At 57.2% G+C, this 22005-nt stretch carries 18 protein-coding genes; 12 read left to right on the top strand and 6 right to left on the bottom strand.

Annotated elements, in window-relative coordinates:
- Nucleotides 1-313 precede the first annotated feature (313 nt).
- Nucleotides 314-586, bottom strand: coding sequence for a CsbD family protein (locus D5067_RS12020; RefSeq protein ID WP_119936730.1), 273 nt, complete (start codon nt 584-586; stop codon nt 314-316).
- Between the two features lie 161 nt (nt 587-747).
- Between D5067_RS12020 and D5067_RS12015 the strand changes: the two genes are divergently transcribed.
- The 3 genes from D5067_RS12015 (at nt 748) to D5067_RS12005 (ending at nt 4026) form a co-directional block, all read left to right on the top strand.
- The gene (locus D5067_RS12015) at nt 748-1023 is read left to right on the top strand and encodes a metal/formaldehyde-sensitive transcriptional repressor (protein WP_063451370.1); all 276 of its coding nucleotides are present in this window, start codon (nt 748-750) and stop codon (nt 1021-1023) included.
- Nucleotides 1024-1053: 30 nt separating this feature from the next.
- A complete protein-coding gene (locus D5067_RS12010) occupies nt 1054-2172 on the top strand; it encodes an S-(hydroxymethyl)glutathione dehydrogenase/class III alcohol dehydrogenase (RefSeq protein ID WP_119936729.1) in 1119 nt (372 codons plus the stop codon).
- 159 nt (nt 2173-2331) lie between these two features.
- Nucleotides 2332-4026 (top strand): methyl-accepting chemotaxis protein, encoded by a 1695-nt coding sequence (locus D5067_RS12005; RefSeq protein WP_119936728.1) that lies wholly within the window; start codon nt 2332-2334, stop codon nt 4024-4026.
- A 97-nt stretch (nt 4027-4123) separates the two neighbouring features.
- Here D5067_RS12005 and D5067_RS12000 read toward each other — a convergent pair whose 3' ends face one another.
- Nucleotides 4124-6508, bottom strand: coding sequence for a glucose/quinate/shikimate family membrane-bound PQQ-dependent dehydrogenase (locus tag D5067_RS12000; protein ID WP_119936727.1), 2385 nt, complete (start codon nt 6506-6508; stop codon nt 4124-4126).
- 288 nt (nt 6509-6796) lie between these two features.
- Nucleotides 6797-7720, bottom strand: coding sequence for a LysR substrate-binding domain-containing protein (locus D5067_RS11995; RefSeq protein WP_119936726.1), 924 nt, complete (start codon nt 7718-7720; stop codon nt 6797-6799).
- A gap of 227 nt (nt 7721-7947) precedes the next feature.
- Between D5067_RS11995 and hglS the strand changes: the two genes are divergently transcribed.
- Both hglS and D5067_RS11985 read left to right on the top strand, forming a co-directional pair.
- A complete protein-coding gene (hglS, locus tag D5067_RS11990; RefSeq protein WP_119936725.1) occupies nt 7948-9291 on the top strand; it encodes a 2-oxoadipate dioxygenase/decarboxylase HglS in 1344 nt (447 codons plus the stop codon).
- A 42-nt stretch (nt 9292-9333) separates the two neighbouring features.
- A complete protein-coding gene (locus D5067_RS11985) occupies nt 9334-10839 on the top strand; it encodes a carboxylesterase/lipase family protein (protein WP_119936724.1) in 1506 nt (501 codons plus the stop codon).
- Here D5067_RS11985 and D5067_RS11980 read toward each other — a convergent pair.
- Complete coding sequence (locus D5067_RS11980) at nt 10826-11668, bottom strand: LysR family transcriptional regulator (protein ID WP_119936723.1); 843 nt, start codon at nt 11666-11668, stop codon at nt 10826-10828. The genes D5067_RS11985 and D5067_RS11980 overlap by 14 nt on opposite strands.
- A gap of 113 nt (nt 11669-11781) precedes the next feature.
- Between D5067_RS11980 and D5067_RS11975 the strand changes: the two genes are divergently transcribed.
- The 4 genes from D5067_RS11975 (at nt 11782) to rimL (ending at nt 16300) form a co-directional block, all read left to right on the top strand.
- Nucleotides 11782-12951 (top strand): pyridoxal phosphate-dependent aminotransferase, encoded by a 1170-nt coding sequence (locus tag D5067_RS11975; protein WP_119936722.1) that lies wholly within the window; start codon nt 11782-11784, stop codon nt 12949-12951.
- Nucleotides 12952-12982: 31 nt separating this feature from the next.
- The gene (locus D5067_RS11970; protein WP_119936721.1) at nt 12983-13756 is read left to right on the top strand and encodes a transporter substrate-binding domain-containing protein; all 774 of its coding nucleotides are present in this window, start codon (nt 12983-12985) and stop codon (nt 13754-13756) included.
- A 243-nt stretch (nt 13757-13999) separates the two neighbouring features.
- Nucleotides 14000-15655: a glucan biosynthesis protein D gene (locus D5067_RS11965; RefSeq protein ID WP_119936720.1), complete on the top strand. Its 1656-nt coding sequence runs from the start codon at nt 14000-14002 to the stop codon at nt 15653-15655.
- Between the two features lie 105 nt (nt 15656-15760).
- Complete coding sequence (rimL, locus tag D5067_RS11960; RefSeq protein WP_119936719.1) at nt 15761-16300, top strand: 50S ribosomal protein L7/L12-serine acetyltransferase; 540 nt, start codon at nt 15761-15763, stop codon at nt 16298-16300.
- Here the strand turns inward: rimL and ydcK are convergent.
- Entirely contained in the window at nt 16295-17275 is a 981-nt protein-coding gene (ydcK, locus tag D5067_RS11955) for a YdcK family protein (RefSeq protein WP_119936718.1), read from the bottom strand. The genes rimL and ydcK overlap by 6 nt on opposite strands.
- A 122-nt stretch (nt 17276-17397) precedes the next feature.
- On the opposite strand from ydcK, the gene tehA reads away from it, so the two are divergent.
- Together tehA and tehB are read left to right on the top strand one after the other, a co-directional pair.
- Nucleotides 17398-18402, top strand: a complete 1005-nt coding sequence (gene tehA, locus D5067_RS11950) for a dicarboxylate transporter/tellurite-resistance protein TehA (protein ID WP_119936717.1) — start codon at nt 17398-17400, stop codon at nt 18400-18402.
- Nucleotides 18399-18992, top strand: a complete 594-nt coding sequence (gene tehB, locus D5067_RS11945) for a tellurite resistance methyltransferase TehB (RefSeq protein WP_119936716.1) — start codon at nt 18399-18401, stop codon at nt 18990-18992. The genes tehA and tehB overlap by 4 nt, the downstream gene beginning before the upstream one ends.
- Here the strand turns inward: tehB and pepT are convergent.
- Entirely contained in the window at nt 18989-20218 is a 1230-nt protein-coding gene (gene pepT / locus D5067_RS11940) for a peptidase T (RefSeq protein WP_119936715.1), read from the bottom strand. The two genes, tehB and pepT, sit on opposite strands and share 4 nt — an antisense overlap.
- A gap of 111 nt (nt 20219-20329) precedes the next feature.
- On the opposite strand from pepT, the gene D5067_RS11935 reads away from it, so the two are divergent.
- Entirely contained in the window at nt 20330-21925 is a 1596-nt protein-coding gene (locus D5067_RS11935; RefSeq protein WP_119936714.1) for an ABC transporter substrate-binding protein, read from the top strand.
- Nucleotides 21926-22005: the final 80 nt, after the last annotated feature.

Below are 22005 nucleotides of genomic sequence, written 5' to 3'. Positions count from 1 at the left end.
TTATCCTCCTTTCCCGCCAGATTGCTGGTTCTTTGCAATACTTTATCCATGCCAAAAAGGAGGGTATGCCATGCAAGACGGTTACTACTGGATAAAGTTTAGGGGGATCGTTCAGAAAGCCCGCTACTCGGATATACCAATCACGGATATTGAAACGGGAGGGATAACAAGAGGGGTTTGGCATCTGATGGGCGAAGATATCGAGATTTGCTCGACCTCTGAGGCCGTCGTGTTATCGGGCATTTTGGGCCCGGGGGTGCAGGAGCCTGGCTGAAGGAAACAGAAGAGAAAAAAGGCCCCGAGGGGCCTGAGATTACTTACGGCCCAGCAACAGGCCCAGTACGACACCTACCGCCCCGGCAGCAATCAGGCCGGTCAGTGGGTTATTTTTTACGGCTTCAGTCACATCAGATACGGCATCGCTGGCCTGTGCAGCATATTTTTTTGCCGCACCCTTCACCTGGTGTTTAGGTGAATCAACGAAGTCGCCAAACTGCTGCTGCGCAGAGCCTGCAAGTTCATCAAGTTTGTTTTTGGCTTTTTCGCCAGCAAATTGAGCGTTCTTATCAGCGTCGAAATCAGACATTCTTACCTCCTTTTGTGGATAGTTTAAGGATAGCCGCTCGAATCAGGTTGAGGGATTTTTAGGATATGTCTCCCTGGCTGAACAGCGTTGCAATTAACACATTTACATCGATACAATAATGCAGGTACCATACCCCCCTATAGTATCTTTAAGGAGGGCGTATGCCGCATTCACCCGAAGATAAAAAACGTATTCTGACTCGCGTCCGGCGAATTCGGGGCCAGGTTGATGCCCTTGAACGCGCGCTGGAGTCGGGCGAGCCCTGTCTGGCCATCCTGCAGCAAATTGCCGCCGTGCGTGGTGCTGCCAACGGCCTGATGGGCGAAATGGTCGAAATTCACCTCAAAGATGAGCTGGTGACGGGGGAGACAACTCCGGATCAGCGAGCCGTTCGGATGGCAGAAGTCGGCCATTTGCTGCGCTCTTATCTAAAATAAACCCACAGACCTCACAATAAGGGAAACATGATGAAATCTCGCGCAGCTGTCGCATTTGGCCCTGGCCAGCCGCTGAAAATCGTTGAAATCGACGTAGCGCCGCCGAAGAAAGGCGAAGTGCTGATTAAAATTACCCATACCGGCGTATGCCATACCGATGCATTTACGCTGTCGGGTGACGATCCTGAAGGCGTATTCCCGGCGGTACTCGGCCATGAAGGCGGCGGTGTGGTTGTCGAAGTGGGCGAGGGCGTAACCAGCCTTAAGCCGGGCGACCACGTCATCCCGCTGTATACCGCTGAATGCGGCGAGTGCAAGTTCTGTAAATCCGGCAAAACCAACCTCTGCCAGGCCGTTCGTGCCACCCAGGGTAAAGGCCTGATGCCGGACGGAACTACGCGTTTCTCCTACAACGGCGAGCCTATCTACCACTACATGGGCACCAGCACCTTCAGCGAGTACACCGTCTGTGCGGAAATTTCGCTGGCGAAGGTCAACCCGCAGGCTCCGCTGGATAAAGTGTGTCTTCTGGGCTGCGGCGTGACCACCGGTATCGGCGCAGTGCATAACACCGCGAAGGTCAAAGAAGGCGATACCGTTGCGGTGTTCGGTCTGGGCGGTATTGGCCTGGCGGTTATCCAGGGCGCGGTGCAGGCGAAAGCCGGTCGTATCATCGCCGTGGACACCAACCCGGAAAAATTCAAGCTGGCCGGCGACATGGGCGCGACCGATTTTGTGAACCCGAAAGATCATGATAAGCCGGTTCAGGACGTGATCGTTGAACTGACCGACGGCGGCGTTGACTTTAGTTTTGAATGTATCGGTAACGTGAACGTGATGCGTTCCGCCCTCGAGTGCTGCCACAAAGGCTGGGGTGAGAGCATCATCATTGGCGTCGCTGGCGCAGGCCAGGAGATCAAAACCCGTCCGTTCCAGCTGGTAACCGGCCGCGTGTGGCGCGGCTCGGCGTTTGGCGGCGTCAAGGGACGTACGCAGCTGCCGGGTATGGTTGAAGACGCCATGGCTGGGAAAATTCAGCTCGACCCGTTCATTACCCACCGTCTGCCGCTGGATCAAATCAACGAGGCGTTCGATCTGATGCATGAAGGTAAATCCATTCGTACCGTCATCCATTTCGGCGACAACTGATTATTCTGCCAGCGGTTTTTGCCGCTGGCATTTCTTGAATAATCTTCTCTAAAGTGTGACCTGTCTGGCGCTTTTAGCCGTAATCAAATTTCCTGCCGTGCCGATGACTATTTTACAGGCGTGTTTTTACGCATCTTACCTATAAGAGAGTCGACGGTCATGGACAACACAACTTCGGTGCAGGCGCAGCACAAGCTGAGCTTCTTGCACCACATCAGGCTGGTTCCGCTGTTTTCCTCCATTCTCGGTGGCATCATTCTTCTGTTTGCCTTGAGCTCTGCGCTGGCGGGCTATTTTCTGCTGCAGGCGGATACCGACCAGCAGGATGTTACGGCTGAAATTCAGGTACGCACCGGTTTATCGAACAGTTCTAACCATCTGCGAACGGCGCGAATCAACATGATCCATGCGGGTGCGGCAAGCCGTATCGCAGAAATGGATGCGATGAAGCAAAACATCAGCGAGGCGGAGACGCGCATTAAGCAGTCGCAGCAGGGGTTTGCCTCCTACATGGGCCGTAACGTACGCACGCCTGCCGATGAAGCGCTGGACGCGGACCTGAAAGCGCGGTACGACGCCTATATTGCGGGCCTTCAGCCGATGCTCAAATACGCCAAAAACGGGATGTTCGAGGCGATAATCAATCATGAAAACGAGTCCGCGCGCCCGCTGGACGACGCCTATAACGCCGTGCTGCTGAAGGCGATTAAGATCCGTACCGACCGCGCCAATGCCCTGACGTCGCAGGCGCATAAACGCACCCAGCTGGGCCTGATGTTTATGGTGGGCGCCTTCGCGCTGGCGCTGGTGCTGACGGCCATGACCTTTATCGTGCTGCGCAGGACGGTAATTAACCCGCTTCAGCGTGCCGCCACCCGCATCGAGAATATCGCCAAAGGTGATTTAACGATGCCGGACGACGCGACGGGGCGCAGTGAAATTGGCCGCTTAACCCGCGATCTGCAAACCATGCAGCACTCGCTGGTGACCACTGTGGGCACCGTGCGCCAGGGGGCGGAAGAGATTTATCGTGGGACCAGTGAGATCTCAGCCGGCAACACGGACCTCTCATCCCGCACCGAGCAGCAGGCGGCCGCGATTGAACAGACGGCCGCCAGCATGGAGCAATTGACTGCAACGGTGAAACAGAACGCCGATAACGCGCACCATGCGAGCAAGCTGGCAGAAGACGCCTCCGGCAAGGCCAGCCGCGGCGGTCAGATGGTCTCCGGCGTGGTGAAAACCATGGGCAATATATCCACCAGCTCGAAGAAGATCTCTGAAATCACCGCGGTGATTAACAGCATTGCGTTTCAAACCAATATCCTGGCGCTGAACGCCGCGGTAGAGGCCGCGCGTGCCGGCGAGCAGGGCCGCGGCTTTGCGGTAGTGGCGAGCGAGGTGCGTACGCTGGCTAGCCGTAGCGCCAACGCGGCGAAAGAGATTGAAAGCCTGATCAATGAATCGGTGACGCTGATCGACCAGGGCTCGGGCGAAGTGGTTGCCGCAGGTAACACCATGAATGAGATTGTCGACGCCGTTAAGCGCGTGACCGATATTATGCTGGAAATTGCCGCCGCCTCTGATGAACAGAGTCGCGGTATCGTGCAGGTCAGCCAGGCGATTTCTGAGATGGACAAAGTGACGCAGCAGAACGCCTCGCTGGTGGAAGAAGCGTCCGCTGCAGCGGCATCTCTGGAAGAACAGGGCGCACGCCTGACCGAGGCGGTTGGCGCGTTTCGGTTGAACGGTAAAGCTCAGGGGCACACTCAACAGCAGACCACTGCGGCGGTAAAGCAGGCTGCGTTGCGTCCGGCGGTTGCTGATAACGGGGATAACTGGGAGACGTTCTGAGTCGCCAGCAGTGTCGGGTGGCGCTTCGCTTACCCGACCTACAAAACCGTCTCCACCGTGTAAAAAAAAGGGACTTTTCAGTCCCTTTTTTCATGTCTTACTTTTTGTCCGGTAACGCGTAGGCGATAACGTAATCACCACGATCCGGCGACTGGCGAGCACCACCCGCGTTAATGATGATGTACTGTTTACCGGTTTTCGGTGAAACGTAGGTCATCGGGCCAGACTGGCTGCCTACCGGCAGGCGGTCCTTCCAGATCTCCTTCCCGGTAGCGGTATCAAACGCGCGCAGGTAGAAGTCCTGAGTGCCGGCAAAGAACAGCAGGCCAGACTGGGTAGACAGCGATGCGCCAAGCGTCGGCATGCCGATTGGAATTGGCATATGCATGCGAATACCCAGCGGGCCGGTGTCTTCTACGGTACCTACCGGAACCTGCCAGACCAGCTTGCCGGATTTCAGGTCAACCGCGGACATGGTACCGAACGGCGGTTTCTGGCAGGGAATACCCAGCGGCGAGAGGAAACGCTCGCGCATTGCGCCGAACGGCGTGCCGTCCATTGGAACAATACCCATCTCAATGCCGCTGGCATCTTTCGCCACGTTGGCGCGCGGCACCATGTAGTTTGCCAGACCCAGACGCATGTCATTGACGAACATCAGGCCGTTGTTCGGGTCAACCGATACGCTGCCCCAGTTCATCCCACCGAGCGAGCCCGGGAACTGCAGGGAACGGTCCAGGCCAGGCGGGGTGAAGACGCCCTGATGACGCATCTCTTTAAACTGAATACGACACAGCAGAAGGTCAACAGGCGTTGCTCCCCACATATCGGATTCGGTCAGCGTCTGGTTGCCGATCATCGGCATGCCAACAGAATAGGGCTGGGTCGGGGAGTAGCGTTCACCTTCAACGTTACCCGCTGGAACAGGACGCTCTTCAACCTTCGCCACCGGCTTGCCGGTTTCGCGGTTGAGCATAAAGATCATGCCCTGCTTGCTGGTCTGCACCAGCACCGGCGTGGTGCCGCCTTTACCGTCAGGGAGATCGTACAGCAGCGGCTGAGAAGGGAGGTCAAAGTCCCACAGGTCGTGGTGGGTCGTCTGGAAATGCCAGCGAACCTGACCGGTCGTGGCGTCGACGGCCACGATGGACGAGCTGTATTTATCATCCAGCGCGGTACGCTCACCCGCCCAGAAATCCGGGGTGGCGTTGCCGGTAGGCAGATAGATCAGGTTCAGTTTGGCGTCGTAAGACATGGCTGACCAGACGTTCGGCGTACCGCGCGTGTAGGTCTGGCCTTCCGGCGGCAGGCCGGTCAGATTCGGGTTGCCCGGATCCCATGCCCAGGCCAGCTTACCGGTGTGTACGTCATAGGCACGTACGACTCCCGGCGGTTCACCCGTGGAGAAGTTATCCGCCACGCGTCCACCGACCACGACAACATTCCCCGCCACCAGCGGTGTAGAGGTTTGCTGGTAATAGCCCGGTTTGATATCGCCCATGCCGACGCTCAGGTCAACGATGCCGCGATCGCCAAAGTCTTCGCAGACCTTGCCGCTGTCGGCGTTGATGGCAATCAGGCGCGCATCGGTGGTAGGCAGGAACAGGCGGCGAGAGCAGGCGGCAGGCTGCGTTTCTGTCTGTGACGCTGTCACGTTTTGATGATCTTCAAAGTAGCCCAGGCCGCGGCAACGCTGCCAGTTTGGCGCGGTGGCTTTTGAGTCATAGCGCCATTTTTCTTTACCAGAATCCACATCCAGCGCCAGCACTTTGCTGTAAGGCGTGCAGACGTAGAGCGTATCGCCAACCTGCAGCGGCGTGTTCTGGTCTTCCGCACCCGAGCCGTTGCTCTGCGGAATATCGCCCGTATGGGCAACCCAGGCGACTTTCAGATCGCCGATGTTCTGCTTGTTGATTTGATCCAGCGCGGCGAAACGGTCACCGTGGGTGGTATTGCCCCAGTGCTCCCAGTTTTTCTGCTGCTCGCCGGCCGCCACAGGCTTCACCGGAACCGCTTCGTTCGCCGTGACCAGGGTCTGCGGCTTGAACATCCAGCCAATAGCGATCAGCATTGCGACGGCCAGAACGGCGGCTACGCCAAAGGCCGGGGCTTTGTTAACCGGCGCGGTGCGGTTCGCGGCGCGCAGGAACGGCCAGACCACGGCACAGAGGAACGCCAGGACGGCAAAGGTAAACAGGCGCGAGAAGAGCGGCCAGAAATCCCAGCCCGCATCGCTCACCGCCCAGAACAGCGAGGCGATAAAGGCGATGGCGTAAAGCACTATCCCGCTGCTGCGGTTCATGAAAATGAGGATCGCGGCAATGACCATCACCACGCCCACGATCAGGAAGTACCAACTTCCGCCTACCGTAGCGAGCTTTAAGCCAAGTCCGCCAACTGCCAGACCGATGATCGCCATCAGTCCGGCAAGGAGCCACTGCAGAATACGGGGTATCCCACGTGGCGCGCTGCCAAATGCCATTTCTATCTCCTTAAATGCTCCCGTCTTCCCGGCCTGTGCTGTGTGGCATCTGTACCAATTGGATAATAAAAGACGAAAGTTGCGAGGGTTTACGGTAATCAGTGCGTGTAAGTACGCGTGAATTCGCGGCCATCACTGCGTGAATGAACCATTTGGTGAATTCGCCGCTATGATAAAACTGTTAAATTGTTTTGCGCAAATGTTAATGAATGATTTCGCATTATTTGGTTAGAGAAGGGATCAAACCCGTCATTACGACGGGTTAGCGGGCGTGCTCATAAAGGAGTATCAGGCGGGCATGGACTTGCGGATTGTGCTTAAAAGCGTCAGCGCGCCCGTCGACAGGGGGGTATCAACGCGGGTCAGGATGCCGATCGGTTCACCTGCTCCCGGCGAGGTAACGGGCAGTGACGTCAGCGTGCCGTGGCGCAGATCGTCTTTCACCGCGCCGGACGGCACGAACCACACGTAGTCGTAGTCCACGGTCAGCTGGCGCGACAGGGAGGCTGAGAGCGTCTCAATACATCCCGACGGCAGCGTGCAGCCGTGCATTTCCAGCAGCGCTTCAGCATTCTGACGCGGGACGGTCCCCTTTGGTGAGACCACGACGGGCCATTCCATCACGCGGCTCAGGGTGACGGTGTCATGCAAAAGCGGGTGGCCAGGACGCACCACCAGCTTTAGCGATTCCAGGAACATCAGCTCGTAGTTCAGGCCACTCATCAGTTCAGGATCGGACATCCGTCCGATCCCCAGATCCAGCTCACCGGATTTCAGCCCCGCGAGGAGCATGGTGTTGTTCATGGTCGCCACCTGAATAGTGGCGTGCTTCTGCTGCTTGTGGAACTGACTGATTACCGCAGGCAAAATTCCCAGCGCGGCTGTTGGAAGGGCGCCCACGCGAACGACGTCACGCGTGACCTCTTCTTTGCGGTTCAATGCCTGTCCCGCCGTATTGAGCGCGTCCAGAACCTTGACGGCGTGCGTCAGGAATTGCTCCCCCACGAGCGTAAGCTGTGCGCCAAGGCGGCCACGGTCGAAAAGCCGGGTGCCGGTAAGCTGCTCCAGCTCGTTGAGTGTTTTTGAAAGTGCGGGCTGACTCAGGTTAAGGGTTTCAGCCGCACGCCCCAGCGTTCCCTGTTGAGCGACGGCCACAAATGTATGCAAATGGCGCAAGCGTATGCGCTGACTGAAAAGACCATTTTTTTCCATAGGCGATGTTAAAAACAGAGCGATGCGGGTGACAAGTTAAGTTGTTTAATTTTGATAACCTGATAGCAAAATATTTTTAACATCTAATCTATTTGAGTTACAACCAGTTTTCGGCGTCGCGCAGGGTTTGACCACTCATCTGCCTGGATCACAATTCGTAAATTCTTCCCGCCGGAAGGAACGGGCTTCTCTACACTCCAGGTATTATTCACTGGAGGCATGACATCATGGCGAACACCATCACGGCTGATGATATTCGGGAACACTTTTCGCAGGCTATGTCGGCGATGTACCAGCAGGAAGTTCCACAGTACGGCACCCTGCTGGAACTGGTGGCGGACGTAAACCTGGCGGTGCTGGAAAATAATCCGCTCTTGCACGAACAGCTCGCGAATGCGGATGAACTGGCGCGCCTGAACGTTGAGCGCCACGGTGCGATCCGCGTCGGTACGGCGAAGGAACTCTCTACGCTCCGCCGGATGTTCGCCATCATGGGGATGTTCCCCGTCAGCTATTACGATCTCTCCCAGGCGGCGGTGCCCGTGCATTCCACGGCATTTCGACCGGTTGAGGACGCCGCGCTGTGCCGCAATCCGTTTCGCATTTTTACCTCGCTGCTGCGCCTGGAGCTGATCGAAAATACCGCTCTGCGTGCTCGTGCTGCTGAGATCCTCTCGCATCGCAACATCTTCACTCCGCGCTGTCTTGAACTTATCGATCTGCACGAGTCAGCCGGGCACTTCACCGAGGCGCAGGCGCGCGAGTTTGTGAAGGAAGCGCTGGAGACGTTCCGCTGGCACCGCCATGCCACGGTCGATCGTGAGACCTACCTGGCGCTGAGCAACGAGCACCGCCTGATTGCCGATGTGGTCTGCTTCCCCGGCTGCCATATTAACCACCTCACTCCGCGCACGCTGGACATCGACAGGGTGCAGGAGCTGATGCCGAAATACGGTATTGAACCCAAAGTGCTGATTGAAGGGCCGCCGCGCCGTGAGGTGCCGATCCTGCTGCGGCAGACCAGCTTTAAGGCGCTGGAGGAGCCGGTATTTTTCTCCGGTGAACACAAGGGCACCCATACCGCTCGCTTCGGTGAGATTGAACAGCGTGGGGTGGCGCTAACGCCGAAAGGGCGCGAGCTTTACGACAGCCTGTTAGGGCAAGCGGGAACGGGAAAAGATAACCTTACGCACCAGCTGCATCTGCGCGAGGTATTTAGCACCTTCCCGGACAGCGAGATGTTCCTTCGTCGACAGGAACTGGCCTACTTCCGCTATCGCCTGACGCCAGCGGGCGAAGCGCATCGCCACGCTTTCCGTCCGGGTGATGACCCACAGCCGCTGATCGAGCGCGGCTGGGTCGTCGCACAGCCCATCACCTATGAAGATTTCCTGCCCGTCAGCGCGGCGGGTATTTTCCAGTCCAACCTCGGAAACGAAACTCAGGCGCGAAGCCAGGGCAATGCCAGCCGTGAGGCCTTCGAAGCGGCGCTCGGTTGCCCGGTGTTTGACGAGTTTACCCTCTATCATCAGGCGGAAGTGCGCAGTAAACAGCGTTGCGGTTTGCTCTAAAATCGTTACCCTGCAGGGGTGTGATGGAAAAAGAAGGTTGATATGCAAAATCCCTCCGCCCCAGTGGTTGAAACGCGCCAGGGCGCACTTATTGGTTTTACCGACGACAACGTTCATGTCTGGTGCGGCATCCCCTATGCGTCACCGCCGGTTGGCGCGTGGCGCTGGCGTTCGCCTCGTCCCCCGGAACGCTGGGAAGGCGTGCGCCAGGCGACGGCGTTTTCCCCCTCCAGCTGGCAAAGCAGCGAATACTGTCAGGAGCTGGGCGGGGGCGATCCCGGCCAGTTTTCTGAGGATTGTCTTTATCTGAACGTCTGGTCTCCCGCGTCTCGCGCGACGCCGCTACCGGTAATGGTCTGGCTTCACGGCGGGGGGTTCACCCTCGGCGCGGGCGGGCTTCCGCCCTATAACGGCAGGGCGCTGGCAAAGCGTGATGTGGTTGTTGTCACGATCAACTACCGCCTTGGCCACCTCGGCTTTTTTGCCCACCCGGCTCTGGAAGGGGAAGAGGATCGGGTCGTGCATAATTTTGCACTGCTTGACCAAATCGCGGCCCTTAACTGGGTGCGCGACAACATCGCCGCATTTGGGGGCGATCCCGACAGCATCACGCTGTTTGGCGAGTCCGCGGGCGCGCGCAGCGTCCTCTCGCTGCTTGCTTCTCCTCTGGCCGGCGGGCTATTTCACAAGGCGATTATCCAGAGCGGCTATACGTTGCCGGACACGCCGCGAGCGCAGGCGCTGGAAAAAGGGGAAGCGTTATCGCGTCATTTTGGCTTAGAGAATGCCACTGCAGACCAGCTTCGGGCCATCCCGGCTGACGCCTTCTGGCCGCTCGCGGCGCCGCTGAATATCGCGCCTGCGCCCGTCGTGGGAGACTGCGTTCTGCCGGAAGCGATGCTCGATGTGTTCTTTGCCGCCCGTCAGCACCCCGTGCCGGTGATGATCGGTTCAAACAGCGATGAAGCCAGCGTGATGGGCGTATTTGGCGTGGATCTTGCCGGGCAGATCCAAAAACTTCGGCGCGAGCGGCGCTTTGGCCTCGGGCTGATTAAGCTGCTTTATCCCGGCGTGAAGGGCGATGAAGAGCTGGGCAGGCAGGTGTGCCGCGATATGGCTTTTACGACGATGGGATATGTGGTGATGCAGGCGCAGCAGCGAGTCGGCGCGCCGTGCTGGCGCTACTGGTTTGATTATGTCGCAGAGGCGGAGCACGCCACGTACATCAACGGGGCCTGGCACGGAAACGAGGTACCCTACGTCTTTGATACGCTTGGGCAGGTTGAGCCGTCGCGCCGCTACGTGAACGAACGCGACCTGCAGTTTTCGGCTCAGGTGGCCGATTACTGGGCAAGCTTCGCGCGGGAGGCCGGAGCGCGCGACAGCTTGCCCGGCCCCGTACGCTGGCCCGCCTGTCGTAAAGGCCGCGACGTGCTGCTACGTATCGGAGTGAATAAACATGCAGGTTTCAGGCTTGAAAACCGCTTTATGCGCGCCCGCATGAGCCTCTTTAAGCGGGTGATGAAGCACCACGTTAGCCTCGACTGAGCAGACACGCGCGAAACACCGCGAGCCCGTTCTCAGCCCCGGGTGATTCGCGCAACACCAGACGGTAGCTCGCACCGGTCTTAATGCTTGTTTCATAAGGCCGCGCCAGACGACCGGCGCGGATATCTTCCTCCACCAGCGTCTCATCGGCGATGGCCACGCCCAGCCCCTGTATAGCGGCCGTTATTGCCAGATCCATCGTATCGAAGTGTTGATTTTTGAGCATAGCTTGTGCCGGAAGCGCCCGTTGAGTTAACCACAGCGACCAGTCCGTTTTGTCTCGCGTGGGGTGGAGGAAGGTCAGCGACGCCAGCTCGGCGCCCGCCCGCACAGGGCTGATGACCGGCGTGAGGGCCTCCTCGAACAGCAAATCCCCCGCGCTCATATGGGTGCCAAACACGATGGCGGCGTCGTAAGACTCGGTTTTAAAATTGACGTTGTGGTCGGTCGTTGTGGTTAGCGCAATTTGCAGGTCGGGCTGCTCCCGCTCTACCTGCAGCAGACGCGGGACAAGCCAGCGCATGGCGCAGGTAGGGGCCTTCAGGCGAATGACGGTTTGATGCGTCCTGGCCCGGTCGGCAACCGTCAGCAGCTGTTCGAAAGCGGACTGCAGCTCGGGAAGCAGGGCGCTGCCCTGAGGCGAGAGGCGCAGTCCGCGCGCGTGGCGCTCAAACAGGGGAAAACCAAACCACGCTTCCAGCGAGGCAATTTTGCGGCTCACCGCACCCTGGGTCAGGCACAGCTCCCCGGCAGCATGCGTGAGGTTGAGATGACGCGCGGTAACCAAAAAGGCGTCAACGGAATTGAGCGGGAATGAACGGCGCGACATAAACCACCTCAGCTATGCGTTTTTCTCATGGCTATTATGACAACAATTCGATTGTCCCGGCAACGGAGTTATTGTTTGAATAGTTATGCAATGACCATGAGAAGGGATAGACGATGACTTTGAAAACCCCGGTGCAAACCCGTTCGAAATTACCTGACGTGGGCACCACCATCTTTACCGTTATCGGCCAGCTTTCTGCCCAGCATAACGCCATTAACCTTTCTCAGGGCGCGCCGAATTTTTCCTGCGATCCCAAACTTGTCGCCGGGGTGACCCGCGCGATGGAGGCGGGTCATAATCAGTATGCGGCGATGACCGGCCTGCAGCCCCTGAAGGCGCGCATTGCGGAGAAAATTGCCGCGCTCTATGGCACGCAGTATGACCCCGACGATGAAGTTCTTATCACGGCGAGCGCCAGCGAAGGGCTCTATTCCGCCATTAGCGGGCTGGTGCATCCCGGGGATGAGGTTATCTACTTCGAGCCGTCGTTTGACAGCTACGCGCCGATTGTGCGCCTGCAGGGGGCAACGCCTGTTGCCATAAAGCTAACGGTGCCGGATTTTGCCGTAAACTGGGATGAAGTGCGTGCGGCAATTACCCCCAAAACGCGCATGATAATTGTTAATACGCCGCATAACCCGAGCGGACAGGTCTTCTCTGCGAGCGATCTGCAGCAGCTTGCGGCGCTGACCCGCAATACCGATATCATTATTTTGTCTGACGAAGTGTATGAGCACGTGGTTTTCGACGGCGAGCCGCACCACGGCATGGCCACGCACCCGCAGCTGGCGGAGCGAAGCGTCATCATCTCTTCTTTCGGAAAAACTTATCACGTGACCGGCTGGCGCGTGGGCTACTGCGTTGCGCCCGCGCCGCTGATGGATGAGATTTGCAAGGTCCATCAATTTTTGATGTTTTCTGCCGATACCCCTATGCAGCATGCCTTTGCCGAACACATGACCGACCCGCAGACCTGGCTCTCGCTGGCGCCGTTTTATCAGCGCAAGCGCGATCTGCTGCAAAGTTTGCTGGCGGAATCACCGTTTAAGCTGTTGCCCAGCGCGGGCTCGTTCTTCCTGCTGGCGGATTACAGCCATTTCAGCGACGAAAGCGACAGCGAGATGGTGAAACGACTGATCGTTGAGTGCGGTGTTGCCACCATCCCGCTTTCGGCGTTTTACGCTGACGGCACGGATAATAAATTGATTCGTCTCTCTTTTGCGAAAGATGAGGCAACGTTACGGGCAGGTGCCCAGGCCCTGTGTCGGGTCAAACCACGCTGAGCCTATCCCACCAGGTTCTGAGGAGTATGAGATGAAATTACGCGCGTTGATTGTCGGCATGGGATTGCTGTGTACGTTTTCTTCCTTCGCCGCCACCGAGCTACGCTACGGCCTCGAAGCGGAATATCCGCCGTTTGAAAGCCGTAACGCGTCTGGCGAGCTGGAAGGGTTCGACGTTGAGCTGGGCAATGCTATCTGTAAAGCGGCAGCGCTGAAGTGCAGCTGGGTCGAAACGTCGTTTGATGCCCTGATCCCGGGCCTGGTCGCGAAGAAATTCGATGCCATTAATTCGGCGATGAACATCACCGAGCAGCGCCGAAAAAGCATTGATTTTACGCAGCCGATTTACCGCATTCCGTCGCAGCTAGTGGGCAAAGCCGGCACGGCGGTCGATACGAGGCCTGAAGGGCTGAAGGGAAAAACCATTGGCGTGCTGCAGGGCTCCATTCAGGAAACCTATGCCAAAGAGCACTGGGAAAAACACGGTGTCACCGTGGTGTCTTATAAAGATCAGAATATGGCGTGGGGAGATTTGCTGAATGGCCGTATCGACGCCTCGCTGGTCATGTCCGCGGCCGGGCAGGCGGGTTTCCTGAGCAAGCCGCAGGGTAAAGGGTTTGGCTTTATCGGCAAACCGGTGTCTGACGACACGATCCTCGGCAGCGGTATCGGCTTCGGGCTGCGCAAAGGGGATGAGGCCACCCAAAAGCAGCTTAACGCCGCAATAGATAAAGTCCGTGCCGATGGCACGATCGCAAAACTCGCTGATAAGTACTTTCCGGGTATCGATGTCAGCGTAAAATAACCGCCTCGTTTAGCCCCGTCAGCTGATGTCATGACGGGGCATTTTTATACACGCGCTTTTACTGTTTTTTACACCACTTTCAGGCCGTTCCGGTCGACAGAAAATATTTCTCACTTTGTGCATATATTCACCGGCCAACAATTGGATTCTTAACCATTTTTGTTTAGGCTGTGCGTTCTTTCCTGCCGTCGTTTCGCCGAGTGCGAAACTCATTCACACGACCATAAGGACGTTTTCTCAGGCATGAATCGCAGACGTTTTCTAAAAGGCTCGCTGGCCATGGCTGCCCTGAGCGGCACTTCTGGCCTTGCTTCACTGTTCTCCAAAGCGGCTTACGCTGCAGACTCTGACATTGCCGACGGCCAGAGCCGTCGTTTTGACTTCTCCGTGCTGCAGTCCATGGCCCATGACATGGCGAAAACCCCCTGGGGCGGTGCGCCGCGTCCGCTGCCGGAAACGCTGGCGACCATGACGCCGCAGGCCTATAACGCCATTCGGTACGATGAGAAGCAGTCGCTGTGGAATAACGTTGAAGGCCGTCAGCTGGACGTGCAGTTCTTCCATATGGGAATGGGTTTCCGTCGCCGCGTGCGGATGTTCTCACTGGATCAGGCAACGTCTCTCGCGCGTGAAATCCACTTCCGCCCCGAGCTGTTCAGCTACGGCGACACGGGTGTGGATACGAAACAGCTGGAAGGGCAAAGCGATCTCGGTTTCGCCGGCTTCCGCGCCTTTAAGGCGCCTGAACTGGCGCGTCGCGATATTGTTTCGTTCCTGGGGGCGAGCTACTTCCGCGCGGTCGATGATACTTACCAGTACGGGCTCTCCGCCCGTGGCCTGGCGGTGGATACCTTTACGGATACGCCGGAAGAGTTCCCGGACTTCACCGCGTTCTGGTTCGAGACCGTTAAGCCCGGCGACACCACCTTTACAGTTTACACGCTGCTCGACAGCCCAAGCATCACCGGTGCCTATAAGTTCGTGATCCACTGCGAAAAGAGCCAGGTGATCATGGATGTTGAAAATCACCTCTACGCGCGTAAAGACATTAAGCAGCTGGGCATCGCGCCGATGACCAGCATGTTCAGCTGCGGCAACAACGAGCGCCGCATGTGCGACACCATTCATCCGCAAATTCATGACTCTGACCGCCTTGCCATGTGGCGCGGTAACGGCGAGTGGATTTGCCGTCCGCTGAATAACCCGCAGAAGCTGCAGTTCAACGCCTTTGTGGACAAGAACCCGAAAGGCTTTGGTCTGCTGCAGCTCGATCGCGATTTCTCCCACTATCAGGACATCATGGGCTGGTATAATAAGCGCCCGAGCCTGTGGGTTGAGCCGCGCAATAACTGGGGTAAAGGCTCCGTCGGGCTGATGGAGATCCCGACAACGGGGGAAACGCTCGATAACGTAGTCTGCTTCTGGCAGCCAGAGAAGACGGTGGAGGCGGGCGATGAGCTCGATTTCAAATACCGCCTTTACTGGAGCGCGCAGCCGCCGGTGCGTTCACCGCTGGCCAACGTCTTCGCCACCCGTACCGGCATGGGCGGGTTCCCGGAAGGCTGGGCGCCGGGTGAAAACTATCCGAAAGTGTGGGCGCGTCGCTTCGCTATCGACTTCGTCGGCGGCGATTTGAAAGCGGCTGCACCGAAAGGGATTGAACCGGTGATCACCCTCTCAAGCGGGGAAGCGAAGCAGGTTGAGATCCTCTACGTTGAGCCGTTTGACGGGTATCGCATCCTGTTCGACTGGTATCCTACGTCTGATTCAACGGAACCGGTGGATATGCGCCTGTTCCTGCGCTGTCAGGGTGATGCCATCAGTGAAACCTGGCTGTATCAGTATTTCCCGCCGGCGCCGGACAAGCGTAATTACGTTGACGACCGGGTAATGCGTTAGTCCTTGTGGGATTGTGCCGGGTGGCGCTAACGCTTAGCCGGCCTGCAAATGCGTCCAGAGCAGGCCGGGTAAGGCGAAGCCGCCACCCGGCAATTGAGAGGCACCATGTCGTCAGAAATCATCCCCGTTACTCAGCACATCGAACTGCGCGCCGTCGAAGAGCGCTACACCGGCGAACTGCACAACCTCGTCATTAAAAATAAAATCTTTCTGCAAACCGCCTTTGACTGGGCGCAGCACGCGGGTAGCGAAGAAGACACGCGGCGTAACGTGCAGAGCAACCAGATGCTCCACCAGCGTGGCTACGCCAAAATGTTCCTGATTTTTTACGATGCGGCGTTAGCCGGCGTGCTCTCCTTCAATGCCATTGAGCCCGCGAACAAAACGGGCTATATCGGCTACTGGCTGGATGAAAGCCGTCAGGGGCAGGGCATTCTGTCACAGGCGCTGCAGGCCTTTATGCGCTACTACGCCGAGCGCGGTGAGGTTCGTCGTTTTGTGATCAAGTGCCGCGTGGATAACCTCAGCAGCAATCAGGTGGCGCAGAGAAACGGCTTCCAGCTGGAAGGGTGTCTGCGCGAAGCTGAATACCTGAATGGCCGCTTTGACGACGTCAATACCTACGCCAGACTCTTCCCGCTATAGCGCGCCCAGCAGGGGCGTTCGGGTAATGCGCTGGCTGCCGTTAATCACCTTTTCTCCTCTTATGTGAATGCTCTCTCCGGCAAAGGCTTCGATGACGGCATCGTCAGTTATTTCAATTCGATGCTCGATCAGCACATCGCCGCTGATGCGCACGCGGCCCTGGATCACCACCCGGTCGTCAACCAGAATTGGCCCGCCGCGCAGCCACGCCTCGCCGCCAATCAGCACGTGGTGTTTAATCACGCAGTTACCTTCAACAACGGCGTTTTCCGCCACCTGAGAGCTGTAGCGCAGGGTGGGGATGGCGTCTTCCTCCTGGCCCGCAATCAAGCGCGCGTTGCCGTAGACCTTTGCGCAGTCGCAGACCCAGACGTTATTCGTTTCGTTACCGTCAAGGATGGCGTTATCGAACACCTCAGCGCGATGCTCAATAAACGCGTAGCTGACCATGGCGTTGCCGTAGATTTGCGCCTGGTGAACCACGCGGGACTGACAGACCGTTGCGTTACCATAAATTTTCAGCGTCAGCTCGCGATCGGGCGTCAGCCCTTTGGCGGCAATGACCTGGCTGCGGTGAAGCACGCGGGCATTGCCTGAGATGCGGCACTCGCCGCGGATCGCGGACTGTTGAATCGTGACGTTGTCACATATTTCGGCGCCGTGGCTCACCTCAGCGGCGTCAAGCCAGCAGCTGCCGCTAACCCGGGCGTCATGGCTTATCACGCAGGGCTGGGTGAGGCGCGCATTGCCGGAGATCCTGGCACCGGCAAACGCCACGCTGTTTTCGTCGTAGATCCAGCAGTGGCCGTCCTGTGCGAGGGTGCTCTCATCCTCTACCCAGCCGCCTTTTGTCCCGCTGGTGACGTCGTTAAAATCCGCCGTGGCGATAATCTGCCGTAGCGTAGCGGTGGATTTCGTTTCTCCGGTTTGCCAGTGCCAGAGCCGCATTTCATCACCGAGTCGGTACTTTTTCATCGTGTTATCCCTGAGTAGCGCCTTAACTAAACGTAGCAAAGTTTGGGAATTTCGAAGTGCTGGCATCCGCAGCGGAAACGCCTTAAAATGGCATTTAAAATACATTTTAAAAATTAAAATAAATGCATAAAAGTAACAAGCGTCAACAGGTTCTTAACTTGCCCGCAGGCTACTTCGGCATGGTGCTGGGCACCATTGGCATGGGGTTTGCGTGGCGTTACGCCAGCACCCTGTGGCCCGTTTCCCGCTGGCCCGGCGAGGGCCTTGTGGCGCTTGCCGTCGGGATCTGGTTTCTGCTCACGGTGGCCTTTATCACCCGCGCCGTTCGCTTTCCGCATAGCGTAATCGCCGAGATGCGTCATCCGGTCATGAGCAGCTTTGTCAGTCTTTTTCCGGCCACAACGATGCTGGTGTCTATCGGCTTTGTGCCGTGGTGCCGCCCGGTTTCGCTGGTGCTGTTTGGTATCGGTGTGGTGATTCAGCTCGGCTACTCTGCGTGGCAAAGCGCCGGGCTGTGGCGGGGTAATCATCCACAGGAAGCCACCACGCCGGGGCTCTATCTCCCGACCGTTGCGAATAACTTTATCAGCGCCATGGCCTGCGGCGCGCTGGGGTTCAACGATGCGGGGCTGGTGTTTTTAGGGGCCGGGGTCTTCTCCTGGCTCAGCCTTGAGCCGGTCATCCTACAGCGCCTGCGCAGCGCCGGGGAGTTACCTTCTGCACTGAGAACGTCGCTCGGGATCCAGCTCGCCCCTGCGCTGGTGGCCTGCAGCGCCTGGCTTAGCGTCAACGGTGGCGAGGCGGATACCTTTGCTAAAATGCTCTTCGGTTACGGCCTGCTGCAGCTCCTGTTTATGCTGCGCCTGATGCCGTGGTATTTGTCGCAGCCGTTCAACGCCTCGTTCTGGAGCTTCTCGTTCGGCGTCTCGGCGCTGGCGACCACGGGCTTACACCTGGGGCAGAGCAGCCCGTCGGGCTTCTTTCATGCTCTTGCCATTCCCCTGTTTATATTCACCAGTTTCATCATCGCGATGCTGCTGGTGCGAACGTTTATCTTGCTGATTCAGGGCAAACTTCTGGTGCGCACTGATAAGGCACTGCTTATGCAATCTGAGGAAAAAAAATGACTGTTGATGAGAGCTACTTCACCGAGAAATATGGCCTGACCCGCACGCACTCAGAGGTGCTGTACAGTGCGGAAATCGTTAAGCCGGGCAAAACGCTCGATCTCGGGTGCGGCAATGGCCGTAACAGCCTCTACCTGGCCGCCAACGGTTTTGACGTAACGGCGTGGGATAAAAACCCGATGAGCATCGACAACATCGAGCGCATCAAGGCGGAAGAAGGGATCGGCAACCTGCAGACGGCGATTAAAGATCTGAACAGCCTGAGCTTTGACGGTGAGTATGACTTTATCCTTTCCACCGTGGTCATGATGTTCCTGGAGGCGAAGACCATCCCTGGCCTTATCGCCAATATGCAGCGCTGCACGAAGCCGGGCGGCTACAATCTGATCGTTGCGGCGATGGATACCCCGGATTACCCGTGCACCGTCGGCTTCCCGTTTGCGTTCAAAAGCGGTGAACTGAGCAACTACTACGAAGGCTGGACGTTGCTCAAGTACAATGAAGAGGTCGGTGAGCTGCACCGCACCGACGCGAACGGTAACCGCATCAAGCTACGTTTTGCGACGATGCTGGCGCGTAAGCAGCTTTAGCGCGCCGCAAGCAGGCAGATTTGCAGGGCGGTTTTGTAAGAGGCCTCGAACGACGACAGCGGTAAAAACTCAAACTTCGAGTGGAAGTTATGCGCGCCGGTGAAGAAGTTCGGGGTGAGTAGCCCTTTGGCAGACAAGGCTGCGCCGTCGGTACCGCCGCGCATTGGGGTCGGTTTTGGGACGATTCCGAGTGATTCCATCGCTTCAAACATCAGATCGATGGCCCGACGGTCGTCGCCTATCGCATTGCTGATATTGCTGTAGGTGTCCTCAATGCGGTACTCCACGCTGGCCGTCGGATGCTGGGCCGCAATCTGGGCTACCGCGTCGGCAATCTGCTGCTTGCGCGCGGCGAAATTATCTTTATCAAAATCACGGATGTTGGCCTTCAGTACCGCCTCGTTTTGTCCGGCCTGGATCCCGTTAAACCAGATATAGCCTTCACGCCCTTCGGTGCATTCCGGCGTTTGCTGGCGGTCGAAGCGGCTGATGAAGTCAGTCGCCATCAGTAAAGGGTTCACCAGCACGCCTTTCGCCGACATTGGGTGCGCCGTCACGCCCGTAAAGCGGATCTCCGCGGCGGCGGCGTTGAAGTTTTCATAAACAATCTCACCCAGCTCGCAGCAGTCGATGGTCCAGGCAAAGTCAACGTCAAAGCGCGCGAGATCCAGCGCTTTTGCGCCGTTAAGCCCAATTTCTTCGTCAGGCACGAACGCAACCACAATGTCGCCATGCTGATGTTCCGCCGTCAGGTTTTCCAGTACGGTCATCACAACGGTAACCGCAGATTTATTATCTGCGCCTAATACGCTGGTTCCGTCGCTGAAAATAATCTCTTCACCCGGGTAGGCAAGAATTTCCGGGTGCTCTTTAACGCGCAGCCAGACGTCTTTCTCTTTATTCAGACAGAGGTCTTCACCTCTGAACGTTAATATTTGTGGATGAATATCCGGTGATAACCCGACGTCCACGGTATCGATATGGGTAATAAAACCAATTCGCGGCGCGCCGGCAACATTGCCTTTTTTCACCGCCGTTACCGTGGCAAATTCATCAATTACGATGTCGTCTAAGCCCAGCTGCGCCAGCTCCTGCGCCAGCTCTCGCGCCATGTCGTGCTGGCCCGGCGTGGAGGGCAGCGTTTTCACTTTAGGGTCGCTCTGGCTGGTGATGGAGAGGTAGCGGAAAAAGCGGTGGGTTAATTGTCTGGAAAGCAGCGAGCTCATAGTGTTTCTCTCTTTATTTATTTTTCAGGTGTTTGCATCGTCACTTTAATGTTATTTATGAAATGGCAAAAGAATTAATTAGCCGTCGAATTAAAAAGACAGGAATAAATGATGAAAAGCACACTTACAACTTTAGCGCTGGCGCTTGCTGCACTGACGGTCAGTTCCACCGTTGCGGCCAAAACGCTGGTGTATTGCTCCGAGGGATCCCCGGAAAACTTCAATCCTCAGCTTTACACGTCCGGCACGAGCGTGGATGCCAGCGCGGTGCCGGTGTATAACCGCCTTGTCGATTTTAAACCCGGCACCACGGAACTGGTGCCGAGCCTTGCCGAAAGCTGGGACGTCAGCGAGGATGGCAAGGTGTACACCTTCCACCTGCGCAAGGGCGTAAAATTCCAGAGCAACAAAGCCTTCAGCCCCACGCGAGACTTTAACGCGGACGACGTGATTTTCTCGTTTATGCGTCAGAAGGATGTGAATCATCCGTACCATAACGTCTCCAACGGCAGCTATTCCAACTTTGAGAGCCTGGAGTTTGGCAGCCTGATAACGGCGATTGACAAGGTCGATGACCACACCGTGCGCTTTACCCTGGCGCATCCTGAAGCCCCGTTCGTTGCCGATCTGGCCTGGTATTTTGCATCGATTCTTTCGGCGGAATATGCCGATGCCATGCTCAAAGCCGGCACGCCGGAGAAAGTCGATATGGATCCGATTGGCACCGGGCCCTTTAAGCTGGCGCAATATCAAAAAGACTCTCGCATCCTGTTCACCGCCTTCCCGGAATACTGGCAGGGTAAATCGAAGCTGGATCGTCTGGTGTTTACCATTACGCCGGATGCCTCCGTGCGTTTTGCCAAGGTCGAAAAAAATGAGTGTCAGGTCATGCCGTTCCCGAACCCGGCCGATCTGCCGCGCATGAAGGCAAATAAAGACATCAACCTGATGAGCAAGGCGGGGCTGAATACCGGTTTCCTTGCGTTCAATACTCAAAAACCGCCGCTGGACAATGTGAAAGTGCGTCAGGCTCTGGCGATAGCCATTAATAAACCGGCCATTATTGACGCGGTGTTTCACGGAACGGGTACCGCCGCGAAAAATCTGTTGCCGCCGGGCGTCTGGAGCGCGGATAGCGAACTGAAGGATTACGACTACGATCCCGAAAAGGCGAAAGCGCTGCTGAAAGAGGCGGGGTTTGGCAACGGGGTGAGCATCGAGCTGTGGGCTATGCCCGTCCAGAGGCCGTATAACCCGAACGCCAAACGAATGGCGGAAATGATCCAGGCCGACTGGGCGAAAGTAGGCGTTAAGACCAGCATTGTGACCTACGAATGGGGCGAGTACCTCAAGCGCGTGAAGGGCGGCGAACATCAGGCGGCGCTGATGGGCTGGACGACGGCCACGGGCGATCCGGACAACTTCTTTGGTCCGCTGTTTACCTGTACTTCCGCCAACGGCGGGTCGAACTCGGCGAAATGGTGCTATAAGCCATTCGATAAAATTATCGCAGAGGCGAAATCGATAACCGATCGCGACAAGCGCGTGGCGTTATACAAAGAGGCGCAGCAGATGATGCACGATCAAATGCCCGCGGTGATGATAGCCCACTCGACCATTTTCGAACCGGTGCGTAAAGAAGTGACGGGCTACGAAATAGATCCGTTTGGCAAACATCTGTTCTGGCAGGTGGATATAAAACAGTAATTTTTCACTGCCCGACGCGCGCTCGGGCAGTCTTTTCGCAATTTGTGCTCTCCGCATCATTTTTTGCCACAACACATCCC

The sequence above is a fragment of the Enterobacter huaxiensis genome (assembly GCF_003594935.2).
Lineage (GTDB): Bacteria > Pseudomonadota > Gammaproteobacteria > Enterobacterales > Enterobacteriaceae > Enterobacter > Enterobacter huaxiensis.
Note: the sequence above shows the minus strand (reverse complement) of the source record. Positions and strands in the feature narration are given on the sequence as shown.

Bases quoted from the DNA above. Each gene is read 5' to 3' on its own strand.
- D5067_RS11965 (WP_119936720.1), top strand. From the start codon at position 14,000: ATGAATCGCAGACGTTTTCTAAAAGGCTCGCTGGCCATGGCTGCCCTG.
- D5067_RS11935 (WP_119936714.1), top strand. From the start codon at position 20,330: ATGAAAAGCACACTTACAACTTTAGCGCTGGCGCTTGCTGCACTGACG.
- D5067_RS12005 (WP_119936728.1), top strand. From the start codon at position 2,332: ATGGACAACACAACTTCGGTGCAGGCGCAGCACAAGCTGAGCTTCTTG.
- D5067_RS11975 (WP_119936722.1), top strand. From the start codon at position 11,782: ATGACTTTGAAAACCCCGGTGCAAACCCGTTCGAAATTACCTGACGTG.
- D5067_RS12020 (WP_119936730.1), bottom strand. From the start codon at position 586: ATGTCTGATTTCGACGCTGATAAGAACGCTCAATTTGCTGGCGAAAAA.
- pepT (WP_119936715.1), bottom strand. From the start codon at position 20,218: ATGAGCTCGCTGCTTTCCAGACAATTAACCCACCGCTTTTTCCGCTAC.
- D5067_RS11985 (WP_119936724.1), top strand. From the start codon at position 9,334: ATGCAAAATCCCTCCGCCCCAGTGGTTGAAACGCGCCAGGGCGCACTT.
- D5067_RS11980 (WP_119936723.1), bottom strand. From the start codon at position 11,668: ATGTCGCGCCGTTCATTCCCGCTCAATTCCGTTGACGCCTTTTTGGTT.
- D5067_RS12015 (WP_063451370.1), top strand. From the start codon at position 748: ATGCCGCATTCACCCGAAGATAAAAAACGTATTCTGACTCGCGTCCGG.
- hglS (WP_119936725.1), top strand. From the start codon at position 7,948: ATGGCGAACACCATCACGGCTGATGATATTCGGGAACACTTTTCGCAG.
- ydcK (WP_119936718.1), bottom strand. From the start codon at position 17,275: ATGAAAAAGTACCGACTCGGTGATGAAATGCGGCTCTGGCACTGGCAA.
- D5067_RS12000 (WP_119936727.1), bottom strand. From the start codon at position 6,508: ATGGCATTTGGCAGCGCGCCACGTGGGATACCCCGTATTCTGCAGTGG.
- tehB (WP_119936716.1), top strand. From the start codon at position 18,399: ATGACTGTTGATGAGAGCTACTTCACCGAGAAATATGGCCTGACCCGC.
- tehA (WP_119936717.1), top strand. From the start codon at position 17,398: ATGCATAAAAGTAACAAGCGTCAACAGGTTCTTAACTTGCCCGCAGGC.
- rimL (WP_119936719.1), top strand. From the start codon at position 15,761: ATGTCGTCAGAAATCATCCCCGTTACTCAGCACATCGAACTGCGCGCC.
- D5067_RS11995 (WP_119936726.1), bottom strand. From the start codon at position 7,720: ATGGAAAAAAATGGTCTTTTCAGTCAGCGCATACGCTTGCGCCATTTG.
- D5067_RS12010 (WP_119936729.1), top strand. From the start codon at position 1,054: ATGAAATCTCGCGCAGCTGTCGCATTTGGCCCTGGCCAGCCGCTGAAA.
- D5067_RS11970 (WP_119936721.1), top strand. From the start codon at position 12,983: ATGAAATTACGCGCGTTGATTGTCGGCATGGGATTGCTGTGTACGTTT.